This window comes from Bacillus cereus group sp. Bce019, assembly GCF_051781745.1.
Lineage (GTDB): Bacteria > Bacillota > Bacilli > Bacillales > Bacillaceae_G > Bacillus_A > Bacillus_A cereus.
Map to the genome: position 1 here is coordinate 72,229 of NZ_JBPWJX010000009.1, position 22,184 is coordinate 94,412.

The following is a 22,184-nucleotide window of genomic DNA, read 5'->3' on the forward strand; positions in this document are numbered from 1 at the left end:
TAATTTCCTCGTTTCAAACTAGTTTCTTATTTGTTACCTCATTCACACCTAAATTTCATTTTAACATTTAATTTGAAAAAATTCTCCTTTAATGGATGTATGCAGGGAATATTATCACCATATTATCTTTAAAATATTTTTGAAATAAGTATAAGAAATCCCATCCTTTCAAAGGATGGGATGCTATTAAGAAAATATAAAACTAAGTACTGATATGAATAAAGCGAAACCTAAAATAGTTCCACATATTTTCATATGACGCTTACGTCCCATTACGACAATCGCAACATATTCACGAATCATTGCGTTAGGCCAGTAATAAAATGCAGTTTTTGACCCGATTCCTTGGCTATTAAGACCAGCTTGTCTAGCGTATATACCAGCGCGGAAAAGGTGGAAATTATTCGTTGTAAAAATACTTTTATATTTACCTTCAGGTTTTAAAGAATCCATAATTTCTTTAGAGAACAACATATTTTGATATGTGTTTACAGAGCGATTTTCTTGTACTGTATGTTCAAGAGGAATTCCTTTTTCAACAGCATAATTTTGCATTGCTTCTGCTTCTGGAAGGCCTTCATCTGGACCTTGACCACCAGAGAAAATAATTGTTGGTGGTGTATTTACAGCTGCTTGTTTCCAATAGAAGTCGATAGCTTTATTAATGCGGCTTGCAAGTAATGGTGGTACTTTATCATTAATTAAGCCGCTACCAAGAACGATAATGAAATCTTGATTACGTCTTGGTCTGTTAAATTGGTATAAAAAATAAGCGCTTAAGAAGTTAGATAAGTGTATAAAGAAATAGAAGCTTATAAGAGAAATAGCTGCGAAAATAGGCTCTAAATGCGATGAGACCAAACTTGCTGGATTTATGATAGGGAGTAACATAAAGAATAACATCCCTAAAGCAGCAAGGAGTGTTAAACAGTTAGTGAACCGTCTTCCTTCTCGCTTCATTAAAATTCTAGCATTAAGAAATAGCCCAAACATTAAAGCAACAATACCGAAAGGAAGCATAATAAGAAGTGCTAAAATAGGTAAAATTATAATATAGCGTAGGACATCACTACTTGAATTCACAGATATAATCACACAAAAAAGAAGGAAAAAACAGACAAAGGAATTAAATAAAAAGCCGTTTATTATTTTTCGTGGATCTTTTAAATATGAGATAAGAAAAATAATAAATAATATAAGAGGAATAATTCCGAAATACATCATAAATATAGTACACCTCAATTTGTATAAGAATTTGACATACCTTTTATATTACATGATTTTATAAGTAAAAATGAAAGAAAAAGGATTTTGAATTTTCTCAATAAAATATATAGATACGTATGTTACAATATATTCAAAGCGATATATTAAAAGTAAAATGGTTGAAAAAGCACTCAGTAGAGTGCTTTTTCTTTTTGTATGCAATTGTGCATATTATATTTTTTTTCAAATGAAGAGGATTACAATATAAGTTGTAGACAGACTTTATAAAGCAGAATTTAATACAAACATTTCCCTCTACTTTTTGTATCTAACAATCGTATAACAATAAAAAATTCTGTTTTATAGTGTCTGTTTTTGAAAGGTGTCTTTTTTGAAGGCACCTTTTTTTATTAGTATAGATAGTTTTCACTGTTAGCATAGTGTAAACTATCTATACTAAACATTAGCAATCTTCCGTATAAATATTATCAATTTACTATATATTCCAGTGATGTTAACCTACATATGAAAGGCTTTCTTTTTCAAAATATTACCCCTAATAAAATTTTGAAGAAGTCAACTGTCTCCAAACTTGTCTTTATGCTTAAAGAAAAAGCACTCAAATTGAGTGCTTTTTCTTATTGAAACATGCTATTTTTCTAGGCGATTTTCATAAAATAAAAGTAAAGAAATGAAAGTGGGTGACAAAATGCCGGCAGTTGTGGAAGGTGTTATTATTGAAAATTGCAATGGAACAATTAATGTAGGTGACAAATATAACGTACAGCCGATTGAAAAGACGAAGGCTTATAATGGATCGGGATCATCAAATACAGGAATGAAAGTACAGACATTTAGTGGGATTAGTACAGCTGATGTATGGGATAATGATGCGAATGATCAGGGAATACAGTTTACTTTATAGTGTGATATGCAAAGTTGCATAAAATGATGAACTTGTCCTGTGCTACAATCTAGCTGTGAGCTGTTAATGATTCTTCTGTAGTATAGTTGTTAGATTAGAAATATAACATCTTATCGAAAATCATACGTATAAAAAAGACACTTCATTTGAAGTGTCTTTTTTTACCTTAGTGATACCCTTTAGCAGAGTCTTTATGAATTTTATTTTTAAATATACTGTAGCTCCAAAGCTGATATCCAATAACGATTGGTACCATGACCATTGCAACGAAGAACATAATTTTTAAGTTTAATTGACTACCAGCTGCGTTGTATAACGTTGTACTGTATGCATCGTTAATACGAGATGGTAACATTCTTGGGAACATACCTGCAAAGCCAGTTGTCATAAACATTGCGATTGTTAGGCAAACGAATGTGAATGCAAGGCCGATTTTATGTTTGTACACCATAATAAGTGCGAGTACACTCATTAGCATTGCAAGTACTGGAAGAATGAATAGTACCGGATATTCCGTAAAGTTTTGGAATAAGTTTGTCCGATTAGCAGTTGCTACATAGAAGATAGCTAAAATGATAGCAGCTGCCATTGAAAACGGTCTTGCGATTTTATAAGCACGATCAGATACTTCACCAGTCGTTTTAATCATGACCCAAAGGGCACCGGATACGACAAATATAGCAGTGAAGAAAAGACCTCCTAATATACCATAATGGTTTAATAAGCTAAGTAAATTTCCTTCATAGCCATTTTTTCCGATTTGTAGTCCATAATACAAGTTAGCGAATGTAACACCGAATAAGAAGGCGATTAGGAAACTGCCAATTGCAAATGCCCATTTACAAGTTTTTTGCCAAATTGGTGAATCATCTTTATGCATGAATTCCAGTCCAGCGGCACGAGCAAACAGTGCAAGTAATACTAAGAATAAAGGTGTATATAAATAGCTAAACATATTAGCATATGTGACTGGGAAGGCAGCAAATGTTGCGCCACCAGCTGTAATTAACCATACTTCATTACCGCCCCAGAACGGGCCAATTGCTTCTTGTAATTGATTTCGTTCTTGTCGATCTTTCGTAACGAAAGGAAAAATCATTCCGTTACCAAGTGCATACCCGTCAAGGATGAAGTAAACTGTCCAAATCACGCCCCATAAACCGAACCAGATGATTGCAAGCATATCATGAGACATGGGCCACACCTCCCTCAGTAGCAGGTTCTTCTAATGCTGCAGGTCCTTTTTTGGCGAACTTCAGCATTAAGTATACGTCTGCAATTAAAAGTAAAGTGTAGAACAAAATTAAACTAATTAATGAGAACCAAATTTGCGGGACAGATATAGGCGATACAGATTCTGCTGTACGCATTAGTTTATATACTGTCCATGGTTGGCGACCTACTTCAGCGACAATCCATCCTGCGTTAATCGCGATATAAGGAAGTAAGACAGACCATATTGTAATTTTTAAATAACGTTTTGAGTTTTCTAGTTTTCCTTTTCGGTTTAAATAGAAGCCATACCAAGTTAATGCCATAAAGAACATACCGAGTGCAACCATTAAGCGGAAGCTATAATACACGAGGTTAACATTTGGACGTTCATCTTTCGGAATATCTTTTAAACCAACGATTTCGCCATCAAATGAGTTTGTATAGAAGAAGCTTCCGAGCTTTGGAATCGTAAGGAATTCAAAGTTCTTTTCATTTTTCACATCAGGAATTTGAACAATCGAGAATCCTTGTCCTTTTCCAGTTTCCCAAACTGCTTCCATCGCAGCTCCTTTTGCGGGTTGATATTTAGCTGCTGATACACCAGATTGATGTCCCATAAACGGTGTAATTGTTGCGGCGAATAAGCCTAACATTAAGCCGAACTTAAATGATTTTTTGAAGAATTCAACTTCATTTTTACGTAATAAGTGATAGGCACTAATTGCCATAACGAAGAAAGCACCAACAATATAGCAACCAACTACAGTATGGAAGAACATATTCCAAGCATATGGATTCGTAACGAGTGCCCAGAAATCATTTAATTCAGCGCGGCCGTTACGTACTACGTAGCCAACAGGGTTTTGCATAAAGCCGTTTGCTGTAATAATCCAAAGGGCGGAAATATTTGTTCCAAGTGCAACCATCCACATACAGAAGGCACGAAACTTTGGTGAAATTTTGTCTTTACCGAATAACCATATTCCCATGAAAGTAGATTCTAAGAAGAAGGCAACAAGTGCTTCGATTGCGAGAGGTGATCCGAAAATATCTCCCATATATTTGGAGTACTCAGACCAGTTTGTTCCAAATTGGAATTCCATCGTAATCCCGGTTATAATCCCCATTACGAAGTTAATTGTAAATAATTTACCCCAGAAATTTGCCATTTTGCGATATGTTGGATTCAATGTGCGGGCGTATTGAGTTTCCATACATGCTACTAAAATGACAAGTCCGATTGTCAAAGGTACAAATAAAAAGTGATAAAAAATAGTAATTGCAAATTGAAAACGACTCAGTAACAGAACGTCGGACATAATGAATATTCACTCCTTTTTTACATTATCTACAATCAGTTTATAGTGAAAATACGTTTAAAGTATGTGAAACTTGTTACAAAGCTGTGTGTATATTTTGAAAGAATTATGTCGGTTATCTGAAAATATCTTATTTTTACTATAAAGCGATATCCTTTTTGAGTTTTTCATATTTTGGTACACTATTTATGTAGTGTAAATGAGAGAAAAGAGGGTTCCTTACTATGAAGTCATTAGAAGAGATTTTGCAGTACAATGAGAAATTTGTTGAAGAGAAAAAATATGAAGAGTTTGTAACGGGGAAATTTCCAAACAAAAAGATGGTAATTATTTCTTGTATGGATACACGACTTGTTGAACTATTGCCGAAAGCGATGAATATGCGTAACGGCGATGTGAAAATTATTAAAGTAGCAGGCGCTGTTATTTCACATCCATTTGGAAGTATTATGCGTAGTATTTTAGTTGCTGTATACGAACTTGGTGCTGATGAAGTATGTGTAGTTGGTCATCATGATTGTGGTATGGCAAAAATTCAAGCAAGCAGTACAATTGAGAAAATGAAAGAACGCGGTATAACAGAAGAGAAATTAGATATGCTTCGTTATTCTGGAATCGATTTAGAACAATTCTTGCGCGGTTTCTCTAGTGTGGAAGAAAGTGTAGAACATAGCGTATCAGTACTTCGCAACCACCCATTACTTCCGGAAGAAGTACCTGTTCACGGTCTTGTTATCGATCCTGATACAGGAAAATTAGATTTAGTTGTGAATGGTTACGACAATTAAGAATTTACTTTGTCATCCTTTTTATCTGGGACAGGATCAAATCCTCCTGGGTGAAAAGGGTGACATTTTAATATACGCTTACAAGTAAGCCAAAAGCCTTTGAATGCACCATGTTTTTGAAACGCCTCTAATCCGTAATGAGAACAAGTCGGATAAAAACGGCATGTTGGTGGTGTCATCGGAGAAATGAATTTTTGATAAAAGCGTATAATCCCAATAAAAATCTGTTTCATAACGGTCTCCTTTTCAGCATATTCTTAAAGTATTATAGCACGACTGTACATAATACTTTACTAATGTGCATTTCCGTTATATCATATTGGATATAACGGAATTAAATTAAAAGCGGGAGAGATGTTGTATGCCATCAGTAGAAAGCTTTGAATTAGATCATACGATTGTAAAGGCACCTTATGTAAGACATTGCGGAGTTCACAATGTAGGTAGTGACGGTATTGTAAATAAATTTGATATTCGTTTCTGCCAACCGAATAAACAAGCAATGAAACCAGATGTTATTCATACGTTAGAACATTTATTAGCATTTAATTTACGTAAATATATTGATCGTTATCCGCACTTTGATATTATCGATATTTCACCGATGGGCTGCCAAACAGGATATTATCTTGTAGTAAGCGGAACACCGACAGTACGAGAAATTATTGATTTATTAGAACTCACATTAAAAGATGCGGTTCAAATTACAGAAATTCCAGCTGCAAATGAAACACAATGTGGTCAAGCGAAGCTTCATGACTTAGAAGGAGCACAACGCTTAATGAACTTCTGGTTAAGCCAAGATAAAGATGAACTTGAGAAAGTGTTTGGATAAGAAGAAAAACTGCCTGTGAAAGGGCAGTTTTTTTATTGTCCTAAGAGCGATCATACTCTTTTTTTTTATGAAAATATATTAGATACTCCGACATATAAAATAAAGGCAGAACAGAGAAAATAAACAAATGCTTTCGTTTTTTGCTGCTTCTTTATTTCATCGATTTCAAAAAGGATACACATAATACTTAAAAGGGTGAACACGTAAGGTAAAAGAATAGTGAAGTTTGCAAAGAAGCTAAATAGGGCGAGAGAAAGAGCGATAGTGGCGATTATAATTTGAATGTTTTTTAACATGGAATCCCCCTTAAGTAGAAAGAAATAGTTACTGAGAGAAAATAATTATAAATGCTAAATTGGTCAAAATTTCATTCTACATATAGCGAAAGTAGTTTGATATTAAAAAGAAGAATATGAGACTGGAAACGAAAAAATACGGGATACTCATTGATTTTCGTCCGGATTTCAATTCATTAATTTCTAGAAGAATAAAGAAACAACTGAGAATAAATTGTACGTATGGGAGAAGTGAAAAATTATCGGTAACATCGATATAAGTGCTTAGAATGAGTAAGAGAAGCATGAGAAATGCTAAAAAACTCCGTAATATAGTTAGAGTTAGCATTGTATAGCCTCCTTTAGACCATTTATCGGAATATTTCTGTGAAACCAATAAATAAAGCAGCGGCTCCTGCTAGTAGAGCGAGCACACTACCTCCTGTTTGCCTTTTTAATATTTCCTCTAAACTTATGGTGAGGGCCATAACTCCTAAAGAGATAAACATATACGGCATTATTTCTCTATTACTAGTAAAAAATCCATAGATTGCTATACATAAAGCAATAAGTGATAAAGTAATCCGTACTCCTTTTAGCATGCATGTATCTCCTTTTATTTGATATAGCTAATGATGAGAACAATCCAAATGAAAGCACCGGCAATAATACAAATAAATCCAGTTGCTGCCTCCTTTTTCTTTATTTGTTCAAATGCGATGAGAAACATTAAAGCCCCTAATAGAAATTGTGAAAGAGGTAAAAAATTGTTTTGACCTGTATATAATCCAATTGCCGACATAATGATCACAGTGAGTGCTACTATGATGCGAAGTATACGAAGCATATTAGGAATTCTCCTTATTCTTTTTTGTATAAGGATTGTCTTCTAGTTTATCGACCGAATGTTTATAAGCATAGCCTTTATTAATTGTCATGATGGAGAGTACGAGGATGATTAGGACGATGATAATACCGATAATTAATATTTTGAACATAAAATCCCTCCTTTTCTTTATTTTACATAATTTTGTAATTGATGAAAACAATAGAAAATAAAAGGATGAAAGAAGGGTGTTACATGGAGACGAAAAAAACATATTATATATCAATAGGAAATGGCCAAATTTCACAAGTGAAGACGGCGGATACGTATAATTTTGAGATTTCCGCAAATGATGAGGAAATTACGGAATTAAGAGAGCACTTTGATCAAGCGTATGTAGAAGATTTAGGGTCATTTGTACGCTCCCACGTTCCATTTGTTGAGTATCATCACGATTCAAATAATGACCGATATGATGAACAACTACAAAAAGCATATAAAATGATTTACGATTTAGGAAATCATGAGACGAAAGAATTAGTCGCGCAAATGGGAATAATCAATGGATTGTAATTGGATAATATTATGCAGAAAAGCGAGAATATGCTACAATTTGTGGTAGGAAAAACTTGTAACCATCAATAGGGGAGTAATGGCATGTACAAATTTAAAGATTATTACCACAACACTGTACAATTATCGTTTGAACGTTATCCATTTTCTCCTGAGCCAAAGCATGTTTGGGTTGTATGCCGGTACGGGGATCAATGGTTATTAACGCATCATTTACGTCGCGGTCTTGAATTTCCAGGTGGTAAAGTAGAACTAGGGGAAACACCGGAAGAAGCGGCAGTTCGAGAGGTTCATGAAGAAACCGGCGGCATAGTTTCTGATTTAACTTACTTAGGACAATACAAAGTATCTGGAAAAGACAAAATAATCATTAAAAACATTTATTTTGCAACAATTAGTGCGGTAGAAGAACATACGCATTACGAAGAAACGAAAGGGTCTGTTTTATTAAAAGACATTCCTGACAACATTAAAACGAATAGAAAATTTAGCTTTATAATGCGCGATGACGTATTAGCGCGTACGATGAAACATATAGAAGAAATCGGCTGTTTTACGAAGTAAAGTAGCCGGTTTCTTTTTTTTGTGGGCATTATAAAAGATTACGCCATAAAAAATAGTGAGCGGTTTGATTTAAGAAATTATTTATAACATATTTTGTTTTTTCAATAAAAAACAGAATTTTCTGTCATAAATAAGTCTTAATTGAAGGTAATATAAAATATAAAACTGGAATATCTTTTGAATTATTTGCTTTTTTTTCCTTATAAACCAAATAAAAGTTAAAATGTTTATCAACATATTGGATATTGAACCAAAAAAAGGAAAACGCTAATATGAGTATATATTATCCAAATAGGTAACAATGTTTGATAGATCTCGTTGAAAAGAAAAGGGAGCGGATAAATATGAGTTTAAGAGATTTAGAGAATAAATTGAATGCTTTAAAAGTTACAGAGGAAATGGAAATTGAGTTAGAAACTAATGGTGTTCCTGTTTTTGAAAAACAAGGGGGATCAGGGATTAATTTAGATTTAACGATGCTGGGAGGTTCTAGGCCTCGTACAGATCAGATTTAATAGAAAAAATTAAGTGTAAAAAATAAAAAATAATATTCAACGAGATCTATGAGATATTGAAGAAATATAAAGGGAGGTAACAAAGTGAAAGTAAAATCTAACGAAAGTATTTTAGAGCCGCTATATTCTCAACCATCCTCTAAGCTTTATGAAGTTGCATGCGATGTGAATACACCTGCAATTATATATGATTATGCTGGTATGAAAGATGTAGTTGATAGAATACAAGAGGATCTGAAAGAACTCCCCCATGCAAAATTAAATCTTGCTGTAAAAGCTACACATACTCCTGAATTATTATCTTTATATGCGAAATGGGGACTAGGATGCGATGTAGCAAGTCTAGGAGAATATGAGCTTGCAAAGAAGGCTGGTTTTACTGAGATAACTACGACAAATCCAGCTTATAGTTTGAAGGATATGAGAGTTTTCATGAATGAAGGGATTACTTTAGACATTGATTCTATTTCACAGTTGATTTTATATGGGGAACATTTTCCTAATACGAATGTTGGAATTAGAGTTAGAATTCCGCTACCAACTGAAATTGAGTCTGCAGCAACATTTGGAAAAGATAGTAGATTTGGCATAAATATTCTTGATGATAGATTGGAAAAAAATATAAAAAAATTCAATTTAAATATAACAAGGTTACATGTTCATACTGGACAAATGACACCTCAATCGTTGCTCTATAAAGCTGATTATTTATTTGCCGTTGCAAGTTATCTTAGTAATGTCGAAGTTCTTGACTTTGGAGGAGGAATGTTTCATTTTTATGTTGATCGTGAAAAGGCTAGGAAAGCTATTTCTAGTTTAAAAGAGAAAGTAGTTAAGTGGCAGAAGGAAAATAATAGGAAGATACATATACGTTTTGAACCAGGAGGAGCGTTATTATCAGGTTGTGGATATCTAGTTACATCTGTGATGGCAAGCGAGTTTCATACCTTTTTTAATAAGAAAGTGATTACTGTGGACTCTTCTGCTTGGAATTTAGCCCCCTGGCATAAACCTAATCTTATTAGCCTAAATAAGAAGAATAAGAAAAAAGAAAAAATTTTAATTGCAGGAAATACCTTATATGAAGGGGACTTTTTTGGGAAAGATATAAACGGGAATATGATGGATTTTGAATTAGAGAATTTAGATGTTGGAGATAAAATTTTGTTTACTGCTTCTGGGGCATATACCATGACAAACTCTAGAAGGTTTAACTGTCTACCTTTGCCAGGTGAATATTTATTGTTGGAAAATCAATTAATTCGCATTAATCACTCTGGAGGAAGTCGATATGAATAAATATTATAGAGTAAAAAAAAGTTTAATTATTAAAGAAGAATTAAATTATCTCACCTTATGGGATTCTAAAGAAGGCTGGGAAATAAATGTAGAACAAAGCTCCTTAGAGTGTATTAGGGCGTTTTATTTGCCAATAACAAGAGATGCTGCACATAAATTATTACTTAATCGGTTTGATTTAACAAGTGAGCTATTGGATTCAATGATAAACTCTTTACTTGAACAGGGGATAATTGAAGAGTTTACCCCGGAAGCAGAAACTTTTAGAGGAGGGAAAGGAGGTATGTTTAATTCAGAAGTGGTAACGCTGTCTGAATGTATGAATGGAACATGGTGCAATATAGCTTTTATAGGGATGCCATATGACCTTAATGTAACGTATAGACCAGGTTGTCGATTTGCACCAAGATATTTAAGGAAAGTAAGTGGAGCTGTATATCAGCATAACTCGCGGTCCTTATGTGGAGTTTATGATCCAATAAAAGGAAAAAGGATTTTTGAAAATGTAACAATGGCGGATATTGGCGATATTCAATCAATTGTATTTGCTAGAAATGGTAAAGAGTTCGATGCGTTGGAAGAGACTGTGTTTCGTTTGGTCAATCATAATGTTTTTCCGGTAACAATAGGGGGAGATCATTCAATTACTCTACCATGCCTAAAAGGAATAGTGAGAGCGAAGAAAATAGGTGTTATTCAATTAGACGCACATTCTGATTTTGGATTAAATAAGTTGGATAACTGGAGAGATTCGGTACACCACGGTAATTTTATAGATGCAGTTCTTGAGGAAGAGGGTATCGAAGAGGTTATTCAAGTTGGTATTAGACAGTTAGTTGAGAATCAGCTAACACATGAAAAGGTAAAACAATGGCCTGGAAAATCAATTTTGAATAATTTGAATGAATTTGGAGATGTGTTAAATAAAGAATTGCAATATTATATAACACTTGATGTAGATGTATTTGATTCAGCGGTAATTAAGTCTACAGGGACGCCGTTACCAGGTGGATTTAGTTATGATGAAATGATAGAAATATTAGAATTTATAGTTGGACAGGTAGAGGTTATTGGTCTAGATATAGTTGAATTATTACCAGAGGAATCTGAGACTGAGGGGATTACTATCTCAAGAATTATCATAAATATATTATCTAATATAATGGAGAGAAAATATGAGTATTTATCCAGAAATACCACAGTTGTTAATTAATAAAAACTTTGATATACAAACCCCTGCAATCATTTATGATGTTGAGGCAATTAAATATGTAGTGAAAAAAATAAAGGATAACATTAGTAAAATACCTAATACTCATATTTGTTTTTCTGTCAAAGCAAATAGGAATATTTCTCTATTGAAAACTTTAGTGGAACTAGGAATTGGTGCGGATGTTGCGTCTATAGCAGAGTTAGATGTTGCTAAAAGTGCCGGATTTCAACATATCTACGCTACCTCTCCATCTTTTTCAAGTAATGAAATAGAGGTTTTATACAAAAATGGAATTATCCCAGATTTTAGCACTGTATCACAACTTAAAGAAGCGCTGAAAAATGGGAGTGTTGAAAACAAGATAGGGTTGAGAGTTAAGTTTAAATTAGATTTACTAGATTCAGAATTAGAAACCACCTTTGGAGAACAAAGTCGTTTTGGTATTGATGTATTTTCTTCAGATATAAAAATGTTATTAAAAAAATATGGACTTAAAGTGAAGCAAATACATGTGCATTTGGGAGAGATAAGGAATTCAAATATAATGTCGCAAGTAGCGTTGGGAATGGAAAAAATGGTGGAAATGTTTCCGGAAGTCGAGGTTCTTAACTTTGGTGGAGGATTAACATATTTATATTCTGATGAAAATGAGGTTACAAAAACCTGGGATATCTTAGAAGGTGTAATTAAAAGGATAAATAAATTATTAAATAGACAAGTGAAAGTAATAATAGAACCTGGGATGTTGTTAATGGCCATGTGCGGATATCTTGTTTCGACAGTGCTTACTTCAGACGTAGAGGGGAATCATAGGATAGTTACTTTGGATAGTTCAGCATGGAATTTAATGTATTGGACTCCGCCTATCTTGGTATATACGTACACAAATAATCTTATAAAAGACATGCATAAGATTTGTGGTTCTACTTGCTATGAGAAAGACATATTCATTCAATCAAATTATAATGAACGTTTAGATATTGGGGATCGGGTGTTATTAGCACCAGCTGGGGCATATGTAACTAGTATGGCTAGAAATATGCACGGTTTTCCCTTACCAGATGAGTGGATTCTTAATAATAATAGATTGTATAGAGTAGGAGGAAGAGAAGTTGGTGTTAACTGAATTTTCTAATGATACAGTTTTATTACAAGAAATAGAGGATTTAATTTCAATATATTTTTCTCTAGGTATGGAAGGGCATCCTTACTCAGCAAAAACAAATGGTTGGCTAGAATCCGCAGTTCACTTAGGTAGGCAAATTAGTGAAAAGAAAATTGGGACATTTGAAGATGAAATGCATCTGGAAAATTTAAGCATGCAATTAAGAGTTTTATGGATGGAATTTGTCCAATTTACTACTAATAAACATATGAAGTCACCTCCACTGGGAGAAGTAAAATATTTACCCTCACAAAATAAGATAGATTTTAGTTATGAAAGAAACATAGAGCCGGTTCATTTAGAAAGAAAAGCTAATTTATATCGTGAAAAACATGATGAATGGGAATGTGATCATGTTTTCGCTTCAAGTGGGATGGCTTGTATATCTACTTTTTTACAAAGTTTTTTTGGAATGTCAAAGCCAACACAAAAACAACCATTAAAATTATGCACATGGGGAGATTATTTTGAAACTCGTGTATTGCTAGATTTATACAAAAGGGATTCTATTGAAATTCAAAATTTTAAAACCCAAAAAGAATTTGAAGCAAGTATTAGTCGATTTGATCTTTTCTTTATAGAGCCGGTTCGTTATAACTGGTCATTAGAGGTGTTTAATTTTGTTAGCTTTATAGATAAGTTAACTAAGGATACATCGAGAAATTTAAAGGTTTTGATTATAGATACTACTTTAAACGGGAATACATTAAGAGTGATTGAGTTATTAGAAAAACTCAAGGCTATTCCTAATTTAATATTTGTACATATTCACTCTTGTTTGAAGTTAGATCAGCAAGGTATGGAATTTTCAAATTGTGGATTATTAAGTGTTTATACAGTTAAGGAAAATAATCAAATACCATCAGCAAAGAATATTTGTTCTTATATTAGAAAAGTACGAACGTTATTAGGAACAGGACTAACTTATGAAGAAATTTCTTTATTAGATAATAAATTTTTCTTAAATAGAAAGGGATTTTCTATTTATTGTAATAGAGTATTTAAGAATAATGAAGATTTAGCAAAATCTATTTGTAATAAAGGTATTTTTAATAATATTGCATACCCATCTCTTATTTCTACAGAAAGTTGGGCAAAAGCTCCTTTTGTTGTTTTTCATTTAAAAGAAGATACATTGGAAAATTACGGTTGGTTACTTAGTATTGTAAATTATGAAGCGAAAAGGAAAAAAATCCCCTTTGTAATGGGCTCAAGTTTTGGGTTTAGAACTCATCGTTTTGAGGTGATAATTCCAAATTTAAAACAGGGAAAAGGATTATTTAAAGTGGCTATGGGGGTTAGAGAAGGTCCTACTAAAGAATATGTTATTAATCTTTTAATGAGAATATCTAAATATAAAAACTTAGAAGAATTAAAATTAGCATATCCCAAAGTTACTCCTATTAATTTAAAGGATATAAAAGCATAAAAGTGAGGAGAAAAAATGATAGAAGTTATAAAAGTAAAAAAAACGTATAAAACTAGAAATAAACAAGTAGAAGTATTAAACAATATCTCTTTTAATATTGGAAAAGGGGAGGTCGTTGGGCTCTTAGGTATCAATGGGGCTGGAAAAACAACATTAATAAAATGTCTATGCGGTCTTATAGAAACCAATGAAGGGGATATAAGGATTAATGGTATATCTGTAACACACAAAAATAAGAAAGCGCTGAAACATATTAGTTCTGTTTTAGAAGGTAATCGTAATTTATATTGGCGTCTAACAGTGAAAGAAAATATAGAATATTTTTTGGGGAATCGTGGAATATCCCGTGGTCATATTCAATCTCGAATAGATTACTTTTTAGAAAGATTCCAATTATACGAGAAGAAAAATGAACTTGTAAAAAATCTTTCTCGTGGTATGCAACAAAAAGTAGCTATTATTATTGCACTTATGGCTGATACAGAAATTCTATTATTAGATGAACCAACTCTCGGACTTGATGTGGAATCTAATAATGAAATAAGAACATTTTTAAAAGAAATCGTGAATACAGAAAATAAAACTATATTAATTAGCTCCCATGATATGAATTTAATTCAAAAGTTATGTGATCGAGTTGTAATTATTAGTAATGGAAGAATTATAACAAATGACACCGTTTTGAATCTAATGAATTTATTCCAAGTTAAGTCCTATCAATTTATTACCAGTATACATCTAAAAGAAACATACAGGCAAACTCTATACAAACTAAATGATTCAATTCACATAATTGAAAAAGATGGAAAAGATATTATTAAAGTAACAATATCTAGCAATGATGATTTTTATTCTATTATGAATTATCTAAAGCAATTTGATATTGAAATAGAGTCTATTGAGAAAGATCAAGTTAATTTTGAGGAAGTATTTTTGAAGCTAATAAAGGGTGAGGTGGCATATGGGTCTATATAATATCTTTATTTCCAATTTACGAAGGGAAGGTATAAATATGTTACGCTATCTTCCTAACACAATAAGTGAATTGGTTATATTTTACTTGGTTTTTCTTGGATTTTTTTTAGGTATAACTTTAGTTGGTGATCCTAATACAATAGAGCATAACATACAGTTGGTAATTTTAAATTATGTTTTTTGGTTTCTTATTTTAACGGTAACACAAGGAATCGGTTGGGAGATATCGAATGAGGCAGGACAAGGGACATTAGAACAGCTATATTTAACACCGTATAAACTTTCTTTTATATTACTTACAAGGATGATAAGCACAATATTAATTAATTTGGTGACTATATCTTTTTTGTTATTTGGTGCTATGTTAACAGCAAATCAATGGCTAAATATTGATTTAATTTCTATATTACCTATTTTATGTATTACATTAATAGGCGTATTTGGAATTGGTTATGCGATAGCTGGAATTACAATGATTTTAAAACAGGTGGATTACATCTTACAATTATTTCAATTTATTATTATGGGTCTGACATTTATTCCGTTAACGGTAGCTCCCTTCCTAAAATACGGTCCGTTTATGTTAGGGTTACAATTGATTAGGGATATAGCCATAAATAAAAAATCATTGTTCTCTATTGGGGGAGCAGAGTTATTATTTCTTATAGTAAATGCATGTATCTATTTAGTTATAGGATTAATTGTATTTTGGAGATGCGAAAAAATCGCTAAAAACAAAGGTCTATTTGGACATTACTAGATAAAGGAGAAGAATAGATGACTAAGTATAAGAGAGAAAACAGAGAGTTAACTAAATTAGCTTCTTATATTGCGACTTTAAATCAAATACCAGAATATCATGTTGGTTATTGTGGGATACAAAAGGATGAAATAAAAAGCACTTTAGAAAATGAATTTTCTGACTGTAGTTTTGAAAAATCGTTTACTATTCTGTATGAGGATTTAGAAATTGTTGGAGCACTTGGTTTTGATGTAGATAGTGACACTAAAACAGCTGAAATTTGGGGACCTTTTATTCATAAAGAAGAGCAGTGGGAAAGGCTAGCAGCAAAGCTGTGGAAAATAGGAGTATCCAAATTGGAAGGAAGTGTACATACATTTAATGGTTTTTTTAATAGGAAAAATAAAAATGTAAAAAAATTCATGAACGATTTAGTTGTGGATAAACAAGGAAAACATGTGATTTTAAAAATACACCCCTCAAATTTCGTGTATTATCCTAGTTTAGTAATAGAACCAATTACATCTGGATTTTATGAAAGTTTTATTAAGTTACATGATAAAGTATTTCCAGATACTTATTATAGTGGAGAAGCAATTATTAATAGAATAAATGAGGAAAATAAATTATTCGTTTTTAAGAAAGAAGGCCTTTTGTTAGGGTATATTTATATTGAAGGGAGCCTGGAATTTAAAGAGGGAAATATAGAATACATTGCGGTCCATCCTTCAGTGCGAAATAAAGGGATTGGCTTAAAACTTTTAAACTATGGATTGTATGAATTATTTAGCTTTGTAAAAGTAGAAGAAATTTCTATTTGTGTGAATGCAGATAATGAACAAGCAATCCGTCTATACAGAAGCGCAGGTTTTTCTATTACAGATGAAATGGATTTCTACAGTGTAAAATTATGACACCTAGTAATAGAATACAATTTTCTTTATGATAAAAACGAAAAGTAAAATTAAAGTTAAAGTTGGTATTACGGATATGTTTATAGACTTTGTTTCGTACAATGCAAAAAAGAATATATAAATATAGATTCTTCTATTAATCCTAATTTTATATAAAAGAGGAGAAAATCTTTGTGGATTACGCAACATTTTAAAGAACATAAAGTAGGAAGCCGTAGCATAAATGCTAGGCTTTTTTTATAAGTAGAAAGAATGGGAAGAGAATAGAAAAAAATTCATGAGATAGAAGATAAAATAAGGGAAGCACATCTTATCAACGTACAGTTTTATAAAAAATTTCTAGTTATAGATTAACCAAGTAAGCAACAGTTTACCGTTTAAGCTCCACCTCTAAAAACGAAAGCACCTCCAATAAATCATCCACCACACGTAAATGATTAAAGTCACCCCAAAATGAATCTCTTTTCCACACACCAAAAATCCCTACTCGTTCAGAACCAAGCACATCGTTTTCTGGATGATCTCCAACATAAAGACACTCTGTAGCCTTAACGTCTAGCTTTTGTAAAGCTCGTTCGAAAATATCAGGATGTGGTTTTTTTATTCCTTCCGCTTCGGAAACGAGAATTGTATTTGTATACGTATGTATGTTTAGCGCGCGGAGATTGTTCATTTGAAAGTCAGTAAGGCCATTTGTAATAATACCGATTTTAATGTTTTGTTGCGTTAGTTGTTGAAGTAGTTTATGCATGTTTTGGAAAGGGATACAATGATGTTGAAAGTTTGTAATGTAGTCTTGCAGTAGTTGCTCTGGTGTTAACGTAGTAATGTTGTATTCGGAAAGGAGAGTAGCATATACTTTATCCTTCCACGTATAGCCATTATTATCGAGTTCAAGAAATCGAGAACAATACTCTGATTTCTCTATACTCATCAAATGTGAGGAGAAGCGATTATATTGCTCACAAATAAATTGTTCTAAAGATTGGCGCCGATCTAATAGTGTTCCATCTAAGTCGAATAAGATTGCACGAATCATGAGAAGCCTCCTTGGAATTTTTATAATTAATTATCGCATATTCGCAAAAAAATGATTATGATATTTTGTAGAATGGAATAATGGGGGATTGCATGAAGAAACTGTATGGTAAGTTAGTGTGTTGTATTATAGCAAGCGGTTTAGTTGCAGGATGCGATAGTGCTATCGAGGTTACAAAAGAAAAAGAAATTTGTAAAACAGAAGAAGAGTGCACGCAAATAGGAGATAAAACATTACAAAAAGTATATAAAAAGATAGAGGGACTTTCAGAACTTGAAAAAGTAGAAGATTATGACATAGAAGAGTATGAAAGTATGAATATGAAAGAGGCGGAACAGAAAAAAGAAGAGGATGACAATTACTTCTTTTTAGCTTCTTATTATATCGATGATGATGAAATTGTAGATCCTTATTTTGAGAAATTGGATCGTAAGAGATTGAATAAAGTTTTTGCAGATGACGAAGTAGCAAAAGATGATTTGTTAAGTCAGCGACAAGATAGAGAGTATCATGAAACCTTATGGGACATGTATCGCACTCTCGTCCCAGTGAAATATCGTGAGAATATAACAGGATTTGGTCTAATAACGGATGGTTATGATGGCGTTGTTGCCCATGTCATGCCAAGTATAGATGACCCGAGAGATTGGGTGCTTAGTTTAGACGTGCTTGATTCTGGGGTGAATATAGATGAAGTGATGAAAACATTAATTCATGAAACGGCTCACGTATTAACGATTGGACATAAACAAGTACCAGTGGATAGAAAGTATTTAGAGGCGTTTGATGAAGAGAAAGACATTTCATCATATCGAAATAAATGTAAAACGGTGTTCGTGAAAAATGGATGTGTGAGAAAAAGTTCGTATATTAACCAATTTTATAATGAATTTTGGAAACCAATTGAGCAAGAGTGGACAGAAAAGAAAGTAGAAGAAAGTGAAGAGGCACAAATTGAATTTTATAAAGAAAAGCATGATGATTTTGTATCGCTATATGGAACAACAAATGTAACGGAAGATATCGCAGATACATTTACAGCGTTCATTTTACAAGATTCAAAAAAGGTGAAAGAAGGTACAGAGTTAAAATATAAGAAAATTGCTTTCTTCTATCAGTTTCCTGAGCTTGTAAAAATGAGAGCGGAAGTGCTGTCGGGATTATATGATGTTTCAAAAACGATAGAACAACAAAGTGGAGACTAATGTGAGTTATGCTTTCGATATAGTTTCATTAAAGAAAAGCGTGAAGAATTTTTAATTCTTTGCGTTTTTTCTTATGTTGATAAAATTGAAAATTCTGTATTTTTATTAAAAAGAAGAAGGAACTGGAGGCATAAAAGAGAATTAGTATAAAAATGTCACAATTTAGACACAATTATAATGCGCGTGTTGTAGGGACTATAAGTTTACTCTCGAGGAGGTAATGAAACGTATGAAAACGATTCTTGCTGTTGCTGGTCTCATTTGGGTAATGTCTCACGGTTTTCCGATTTTTGAAGGGGAGCAAATTCGTAGTGCTTTGAATGAAAAGTTTAATGATTATCATGTGATAGATCGAAAAGATAATGTCGTTACAGTACGTGTGAAAGACTGTTTCCATACAGTTACGGTTGCGGATGGAAACATTACAAATGAAACGAAAATGTGTGATAAAAGGTAAAAGAAAGAAGCTGACTATAGCGCACTGTTTTGAGTCAGCTTCTTTTTCTTTTTCCAATTAGAATTTTTTCAAATGCCTCAACAAATACATACATAAGAGTTGCAAGAACACATGTGAGTAGTACGCTAAGTAAGACGAGTGTGAAGTTAAAGACTTGGAATCCGTAGCTAATTAAGTAGCCAAGTCCTTGTTTGGAAACGAGAAGTTCTCCGAAAATAACACCAACCCAGGATAAACCAACATTTACTTTTAACGTTGAGATAATTGCTGGAAAGGATGCAGGGAGAACGACTTGCTTATAACATTGCCATTTATTTGCGCCAAATGTATCCATCACTTTTATATAGTTAGAATCGACTTCTTGAAATGCACTGTAAATAACGAGAATGGTAATGATGATGGAAATGATTACTCCCATTGCGATAGAAGATGAAATGTTTGGACCGAAAATAACGATGATGATTGGACCGAGTGCAACTTTTGGCATTGCGTTTAGGACGACGAGGTAAGGATCAAGTACGCGGGCTAGAAGTGGCATCCACCAAAGAAACGTGGCAATAATAGCACCGAGTACCGTTCCGAGAATGAAGCCTACTCCTGTTTCCAGCAATGTCGTCCATATGTGGATCCAAAGTGAACCGTCGATCCATTTCGTTAAGAAGAGATCCCAAATACTCGAAGGAGAACTAAAGAGTAAAGGATCGATCCATTCTTTTTTGCTAGCTATTTCCCATAGTGCAAAGAAAAGAATAAGTAGTAAAAGCTGTAGTGAGCGAGCAATCCAAGCACGCCTGCGTTCTTTCTTTCGAAATTGTTCATGTAGTTGTTTTATATTATCCAAGTCGTTCCAGCTCCTTCCATATATCTTGAAAGAGGGCTGGGAAATCGTAGTGATGGCGTGCTTCTAACGGTGATAAAGAACGGATACTTTCCGGGACGATAAAGGTTTTCGCGATTTTTCCAGGATTCGCTTGCAGTAAATAAATACGATCACTCATCGCAATCGCCTCTTCAATATCGTGAGTAACAAGTAGTGATGTTTTCTTATATTTATTTAGTAAGTTGAAAACGAGTTCTTCTAGTTTTAATTTCGTTTGATAATCGAGTGCGGAGAATGGTTCATCTAGTAATAAAATTTTCGGATCAGTTGCTAACGTTCGAACGAGAGCAGCACGTTGACGCATACCGCCGGATAGTTCACGAGGATATTGTCCTTCTACCCCATGTAGACCGACTTGCTTTAAAAGGTTTAAAGTATGTTCTTTCATTTGTTCATCATAAATCCTTCGAATATGAAGTCCAAGCATAATATTTTCTTCAATCGTTTTCCACGGGAATAAGTAATCTTGCTGCAACATATATCCCATAGATGATGTTTTCGTTGTAATTGGTTCACCATCTAAAAAGACAATACCATCAATTGGATCAAGTAATCCAGCAATGATTGAGAGGAGCGTTGTTTTACCGCAACCACTTGGGCCGAGTATAGAAATAAATTCGCCTTCTTCCACTTGTAAGCTCATATCTTCAAGAATAAGTTTGGCATTCTCTTTTGCAAAAAAGCAGTGAGAAACGTTACGTATTTGTAAAAAACTCATACACTTCGCCTCTATTTCTTAATAACGCTTTCGGCAATTTTTGTATTGACGAGCGCTTCATGTGGGACTTCTTTTTGTAATTCACCAGCGTCTTTCATAATCGTTTGGAGCTGTTTCCATTCTTCCGCATCTAGTAGTGGATTTGTCGCATAAGAATGTTGCTTTTTATACCGTTCAATTACTTTTACTGTAATGTCTTTTGAAGTGTCTTTAAATAGCGGGGAAACAGTATCAGCAATCTCTTCTGGACTATGTGTATCAACCCATTGCTGTGCTTTATAGAGAGCACGTGTGAACTTTTCAGCTGCAGCTTTATCTTTCTTTAAGAAACTTTCTTTTGCCATGAATGTTGTATAAGGAACAGTACCAGATTCATTTCCGAATGAAGCGACGATATAACCTTTACCTTCTTTTTCGAATATGCTTGCAGTCGGTTCAAAGAGCTGAACAAACTCTCCTGTACCAGATGCAAAGGCATTTGCAATATTAGCAAATTCGATATTTTGAATTAAGTTCGTATCTTTACGAGGATCAATGCCATTTTTCTTTAAAACGTATTCCCCAACCATTTGCGGCATGCCGCCTTTACGCTGTCCTAAAAATGTAACACCTTTTACGTCATTCCAATTAAAAGAGTCTAGTTTTTTACGTGAAACTAAAAATGTCCCATCTGTTTGTGTAAGTTGTGCAAAGTTAATGACAGGGTCTTTCGCTCCTTGTTGATGAACGTAAATAGATGTTTCAGAACCGACGAGAGCAATATCAATTCCGCCAGATAATAGGGTGGTCATCGTTTTATCGCCACCAGCTGTTGTTTGTAGGTCAATATTTAGTCCTTCATCTTTAAAAAATCCTTTTTCAATCCCGACATATAATGGGGCATAGAAGAGAGAATGGGTAACTTCGCCGACGCGAATGTTTTGGGTTTGTTCTTTCGTACTTTCTTTTTTACTACTACAAGCAGCAAAAGTAAAAACAGCTAGTAATATGATGCAAAAAATCGCGATTAATTTTTTCACTATATAACACCTCCCAGAAGTCACTCTACAAGCATGATATGTAGGTGAGTGCCCATATGTGAGTGTAGATAGCAGGAATTTTTTTGGA

27 protein-coding genes are annotated in these 22,184 nt (G+C 33.3%); 15 read left to right on the forward strand and 12 right to left on the reverse strand.

Annotated features, from left to right (window positions below; all coding sequences use genetic code 11):
* Positions 1-186 precede the first annotated feature (186 nt).
* On the reverse strand, positions 187-1,224 hold the full coding sequence (locus ACS2QP_RS14510) for a YdcF family protein (RefSeq protein ID WP_088349388.1): 1,038 nt from the start codon (positions 1,222-1,224) through the stop codon (positions 187-189).
* Between the two features lie 673 nt (positions 1,225-1,897).
* On the opposite strand from ACS2QP_RS14510, the gene ACS2QP_RS14515 reads away from it, so the two are divergent.
* Complete coding sequence (locus tag ACS2QP_RS14515) at positions 1,898-2,131, forward strand: spore germination protein (protein WP_002001299.1); 234 nt, start codon at positions 1,898-1,900, stop codon at positions 2,129-2,131.
* 166 nt (positions 2,132-2,297) lie between these two features.
* Here the strand turns inward: ACS2QP_RS14515 and cydB are convergent, their stop codons facing one another.
* Both cydB and cydA read right to left on the reverse strand, forming a co-directional pair.
* Entirely contained in the window at positions 2,298-3,326 is a 1,029-nt protein-coding gene (gene cydB / locus ACS2QP_RS14520) for a cytochrome d ubiquinol oxidase subunit II (protein ID WP_000017662.1), read from the reverse strand.
* Positions 3,316-4,665 carry a cytochrome ubiquinol oxidase subunit I gene (gene cydA, locus ACS2QP_RS14525; protein WP_001286188.1) on the reverse strand — a complete coding sequence of 450 codons (1,350 nt, stop codon included), beginning with the start codon at positions 4,663-4,665 and terminating at the stop codon, positions 3,316-3,318. The genes cydB and cydA overlap by 11 nt, the downstream gene beginning before the upstream one ends.
* 224 nt (positions 4,666-4,889) lie before the next feature.
* Between cydA and ACS2QP_RS14530 the strand changes: the two genes are divergently transcribed.
* Positions 4,890-5,453, forward strand: coding sequence for a beta-class carbonic anhydrase (locus ACS2QP_RS14530; RefSeq protein WP_438882547.1), 564 nt, complete (start codon positions 4,890-4,892; stop codon positions 5,451-5,453).
* Here ACS2QP_RS14530 and yidD read toward each other — a convergent pair.
* Positions 5,450-5,686 carry a membrane protein insertion efficiency factor YidD gene (gene yidD, locus ACS2QP_RS14535; protein ID WP_000809330.1) on the reverse strand — a complete coding sequence of 79 codons (237 nt, stop codon included), beginning with the start codon at positions 5,684-5,686 and terminating at the stop codon, positions 5,450-5,452. The genes ACS2QP_RS14530 and yidD overlap by 4 nt on opposite strands.
* Before the next feature lie 128 nt (positions 5,687-5,814).
* Between yidD and luxS the strand changes: the two genes are divergently transcribed.
* Positions 5,815-6,288: an S-ribosylhomocysteine lyase LuxS gene (gene luxS / locus ACS2QP_RS14540; protein ID WP_001141371.1), complete on the forward strand. Its 474-nt coding sequence runs from the start codon at positions 5,815-5,817 to the stop codon at positions 6,286-6,288.
* A 65-nt stretch (positions 6,289-6,353) separates the two neighbouring features.
* Here luxS and ACS2QP_RS14545 read toward each other — a convergent pair whose 3' ends face one another.
* The 4 genes from ACS2QP_RS14545 to ytzI form a co-directional block, all read right to left on the reverse strand.
* Positions 6,354-6,584 (reverse strand): DUF3953 domain-containing protein, encoded by a 231-nt coding sequence (locus tag ACS2QP_RS14545; protein WP_438882548.1) that lies wholly within the window; start codon positions 6,582-6,584, stop codon positions 6,354-6,356.
* A gap of 350 nt (positions 6,585-6,934) precedes the next feature.
* On the reverse strand, positions 6,935-7,165 hold the full coding sequence (locus ACS2QP_RS14550; protein ID WP_000912054.1) for a DUF3953 domain-containing protein: 231 nt from the start codon (positions 7,163-7,165) through the stop codon (positions 6,935-6,937).
* A 14-nt stretch (positions 7,166-7,179) separates the two neighbouring features.
* Positions 7,180-7,410, reverse strand: a complete 231-nt coding sequence (locus ACS2QP_RS14555) for a DUF3953 domain-containing protein (RefSeq protein ID WP_000944453.1) — start codon at positions 7,408-7,410, stop codon at positions 7,180-7,182.
* Position 7,411: 1 nt separating this feature from the next.
* Complete coding sequence (ytzI, locus tag ACS2QP_RS14560) at positions 7,412-7,561, reverse strand: YtzI protein (protein WP_000472791.1); 150 nt, start codon at positions 7,559-7,561, stop codon at positions 7,412-7,414.
* 83 nt (positions 7,562-7,644) lie between these two features.
* On the opposite strand from ytzI, the gene ACS2QP_RS14565 reads away from it, so the two are divergent.
* From ACS2QP_RS14565 to ACS2QP_RS14610, 10 genes are all read left to right on the forward strand, one after another.
* On the forward strand, positions 7,645-7,962 hold the full coding sequence (locus tag ACS2QP_RS14565) for a hypothetical protein (RefSeq protein ID WP_000448409.1): 318 nt from the start codon (positions 7,645-7,647) through the stop codon (positions 7,960-7,962).
* A gap of 84 nt (positions 7,963-8,046) precedes the next feature.
* Positions 8,047-8,526, forward strand: coding sequence for an antimutator 8-oxo-(dGTP/GTP)ase (mutTA, locus tag ACS2QP_RS14570; RefSeq protein WP_000276385.1), 480 nt, complete (start codon positions 8,047-8,049; stop codon positions 8,524-8,526).
* 344 nt (positions 8,527-8,870) lie between these two features.
* Positions 8,871-9,041, forward strand: a complete 171-nt coding sequence (locus ACS2QP_RS14575; protein ID WP_153577967.1) for a hypothetical protein — start codon at positions 8,871-8,873, stop codon at positions 9,039-9,041.
* Between the two features lie 84 nt (positions 9,042-9,125).
* Positions 9,126-10,340 (forward strand): diaminopimelate decarboxylase family protein, encoded by a 1,215-nt coding sequence (locus ACS2QP_RS14580; RefSeq protein WP_061667117.1) that lies wholly within the window; start codon positions 9,126-9,128, stop codon positions 10,338-10,340.
* Positions 10,333-11,553, forward strand: a complete 1,221-nt coding sequence (locus tag ACS2QP_RS14585; RefSeq protein WP_061667118.1) for an arginase family protein — start codon at positions 10,333-10,335, stop codon at positions 11,551-11,553. Before ACS2QP_RS14580 ends, ACS2QP_RS14585 begins: the two co-directional genes overlap by 8 nt.
* On the forward strand, positions 11,516-12,679 hold the full coding sequence (locus tag ACS2QP_RS14590; RefSeq protein WP_029443478.1) for a diaminopimelate decarboxylase family protein: 1,164 nt from the start codon (positions 11,516-11,518) through the stop codon (positions 12,677-12,679). Before ACS2QP_RS14585 ends, ACS2QP_RS14590 begins: the two co-directional genes overlap by 38 nt.
* Positions 12,666-14,147 carry a hypothetical protein gene (locus tag ACS2QP_RS14595; protein WP_438882549.1) on the forward strand — a complete coding sequence of 494 codons (1,482 nt, stop codon included), beginning with the start codon at positions 12,666-12,668 and terminating at the stop codon, positions 14,145-14,147. The genes ACS2QP_RS14590 and ACS2QP_RS14595 overlap by 14 nt, the downstream gene beginning before the upstream one ends.
* A gap of 15 nt (positions 14,148-14,162) precedes the next feature.
* Positions 14,163-15,122: an ABC transporter ATP-binding protein gene (locus ACS2QP_RS14600; RefSeq protein ID WP_061667121.1), complete on the forward strand. Its 960-nt coding sequence runs from the start codon at positions 14,163-14,165 to the stop codon at positions 15,120-15,122.
* A 157-nt stretch (positions 15,123-15,279) separates the two neighbouring features.
* On the forward strand, positions 15,280-15,882 hold the full coding sequence (locus ACS2QP_RS14605; RefSeq protein WP_254905504.1) for an ABC transporter permease: 603 nt from the start codon (positions 15,280-15,282) through the stop codon (positions 15,880-15,882).
* A 17-nt stretch (positions 15,883-15,899) separates the two neighbouring features.
* On the forward strand, positions 15,900-16,778 hold the full coding sequence (locus ACS2QP_RS14610; protein ID WP_061667122.1) for a GNAT family N-acetyltransferase: 879 nt from the start codon (positions 15,900-15,902) through the stop codon (positions 16,776-16,778).
* 370 nt (positions 16,779-17,148) lie between these two features.
* On the opposite strand, the gene ACS2QP_RS14615 is transcribed toward ACS2QP_RS14610, so the two are convergent.
* Positions 17,149-17,817 (reverse strand): HAD family hydrolase, encoded by a 669-nt coding sequence (locus ACS2QP_RS14615; protein ID WP_438882550.1) that lies wholly within the window; start codon positions 17,815-17,817, stop codon positions 17,149-17,151.
* A gap of 92 nt (positions 17,818-17,909) precedes the next feature.
* On the opposite strand from ACS2QP_RS14615, the gene ACS2QP_RS14620 reads away from it, so the two are divergent.
* Both ACS2QP_RS14620 and ACS2QP_RS14625 read left to right on the forward strand, forming a co-directional pair.
* Complete coding sequence (locus ACS2QP_RS14620) at positions 17,910-19,022, forward strand: recombinase family protein (protein ID WP_438882551.1); 1,113 nt, start codon at positions 17,910-17,912, stop codon at positions 19,020-19,022.
* A gap of 229 nt (positions 19,023-19,251) precedes the next feature.
* Positions 19,252-19,479 (forward strand): hypothetical protein, encoded by a 228-nt coding sequence (locus ACS2QP_RS14625; protein WP_000849112.1) that lies wholly within the window; start codon positions 19,252-19,254, stop codon positions 19,477-19,479.
* Between the two features lie 34 nt (positions 19,480-19,513).
* Here ACS2QP_RS14625 and ACS2QP_RS14630 read toward each other — a convergent pair whose 3' ends face one another.
* The 3 genes from ACS2QP_RS14630 to ACS2QP_RS14640 are packed head-to-tail and all read right to left on the reverse strand — an operon-like array spanning position 19,514 to position 22,096.
* Positions 19,514-20,320, reverse strand: coding sequence for an ABC transporter permease (locus tag ACS2QP_RS14630; RefSeq protein ID WP_332283874.1), 807 nt, complete (start codon positions 20,318-20,320; stop codon positions 19,514-19,516).
* Positions 20,313-21,077: an ABC transporter ATP-binding protein gene (locus ACS2QP_RS14635; RefSeq protein WP_000009035.1), complete on the reverse strand. Its 765-nt coding sequence runs from the start codon at positions 21,075-21,077 to the stop codon at positions 20,313-20,315. Before ACS2QP_RS14635 ends, ACS2QP_RS14630 begins: the two co-directional genes overlap by 8 nt.
* A gap of 11 nt (positions 21,078-21,088) precedes the next feature.
* Complete coding sequence (locus ACS2QP_RS14640) at positions 21,089-22,096, reverse strand: ABC transporter substrate-binding protein (protein ID WP_332283875.1); 1,008 nt, start codon at positions 22,094-22,096, stop codon at positions 21,089-21,091.
* Positions 22,097-22,184 lie beyond the last annotated feature (88 nt).

Excerpts from the sequence above, each read along its gene's own strand:
- ACS2QP_RS14510 (WP_088349388.1), bottom strand. The coding sequence starts at position 1,224 with ATGATGTATTTCGGAATTATTCCTCTTATATTATTTATTATTTTTCTT.
- ACS2QP_RS14515 (WP_002001299.1), top strand. The coding sequence starts at position 1,898 with ATGAAAGTGGGTGACAAAATGCCGGCAGTTGTGGAAGGTGTTATTATT.
- cydB (WP_000017662.1), bottom strand. The coding sequence starts at position 3,326 with ATGTCTCATGATATGCTTGCAATCATCTGGTTCGGTTTATGGGGCGTG.
- cydA (WP_001286188.1), bottom strand. The coding sequence starts at position 4,665 with ATGTCCGACGTTCTGTTACTGAGTCGTTTTCAATTTGCAATTACTATT.
- ACS2QP_RS14530 (WP_438882547.1), top strand. The coding sequence starts at position 4,890 with ATGAAGTCATTAGAAGAGATTTTGCAGTACAATGAGAAATTTGTTGAA.
- yidD (WP_000809330.1), bottom strand. The coding sequence starts at position 5,686 with ATGAAACAGATTTTTATTGGGATTATACGCTTTTATCAAAAATTCATT.
- luxS (WP_001141371.1), top strand. The coding sequence starts at position 5,815 with ATGCCATCAGTAGAAAGCTTTGAATTAGATCATACGATTGTAAAGGCA.
- ACS2QP_RS14545 (WP_438882548.1), bottom strand. The coding sequence starts at position 6,584 with ATGTTAAAAAACATTCAAATTATAATCGCCACTATCGCTCTTTCTCTC.
- ACS2QP_RS14550 (WP_000912054.1), bottom strand. The coding sequence starts at position 7,165 with ATGCTAAAAGGAGTACGGATTACTTTATCACTTATTGCTTTATGTATA.
- ACS2QP_RS14555 (WP_000944453.1), bottom strand. The coding sequence starts at position 7,410 with ATGCTTCGTATACTTCGCATCATAGTAGCACTCACTGTGATCATTATG.
- ytzI (WP_000472791.1), bottom strand. The coding sequence starts at position 7,561 with ATGTTCAAAATATTAATTATCGGTATTATCATCGTCCTAATCATCCTC.
- ACS2QP_RS14565 (WP_000448409.1), top strand. The coding sequence starts at position 7,645 with ATGGAGACGAAAAAAACATATTATATATCAATAGGAAATGGCCAAATT.
- mutTA (WP_000276385.1), top strand. The coding sequence starts at position 8,047 with ATGTACAAATTTAAAGATTATTACCACAACACTGTACAATTATCGTTT.
- ACS2QP_RS14575 (WP_153577967.1), top strand. The coding sequence starts at position 8,871 with ATGAGTTTAAGAGATTTAGAGAATAAATTGAATGCTTTAAAAGTTACA.
- ACS2QP_RS14585 (WP_061667118.1), top strand. The coding sequence starts at position 10,333 with ATGAATAAATATTATAGAGTAAAAAAAAGTTTAATTATTAAAGAAGAA.
- ACS2QP_RS14590 (WP_029443478.1), top strand. The coding sequence starts at position 11,516 with ATGAGTATTTATCCAGAAATACCACAGTTGTTAATTAATAAAAACTTT.
- ACS2QP_RS14600 (WP_061667121.1), top strand. The coding sequence starts at position 14,163 with ATGATAGAAGTTATAAAAGTAAAAAAAACGTATAAAACTAGAAATAAA.
- ACS2QP_RS14610 (WP_061667122.1), top strand. The coding sequence starts at position 15,900 with ATGACTAAGTATAAGAGAGAAAACAGAGAGTTAACTAAATTAGCTTCT.
- ACS2QP_RS14615 (WP_438882550.1), bottom strand. The coding sequence starts at position 17,817 with ATGATTCGTGCAATCTTATTCGACTTAGATGGAACACTATTAGATCGG.
- ACS2QP_RS14620 (WP_438882551.1), top strand. The coding sequence starts at position 17,910 with ATGAAGAAACTGTATGGTAAGTTAGTGTGTTGTATTATAGCAAGCGGT.
- ACS2QP_RS14625 (WP_000849112.1), top strand. The coding sequence starts at position 19,252 with ATGAAAACGATTCTTGCTGTTGCTGGTCTCATTTGGGTAATGTCTCAC.
- ACS2QP_RS14635 (WP_000009035.1), bottom strand. The coding sequence starts at position 21,077 with ATGAGTTTTTTACAAATACGTAACGTTTCTCACTGCTTTTTTGCAAAA.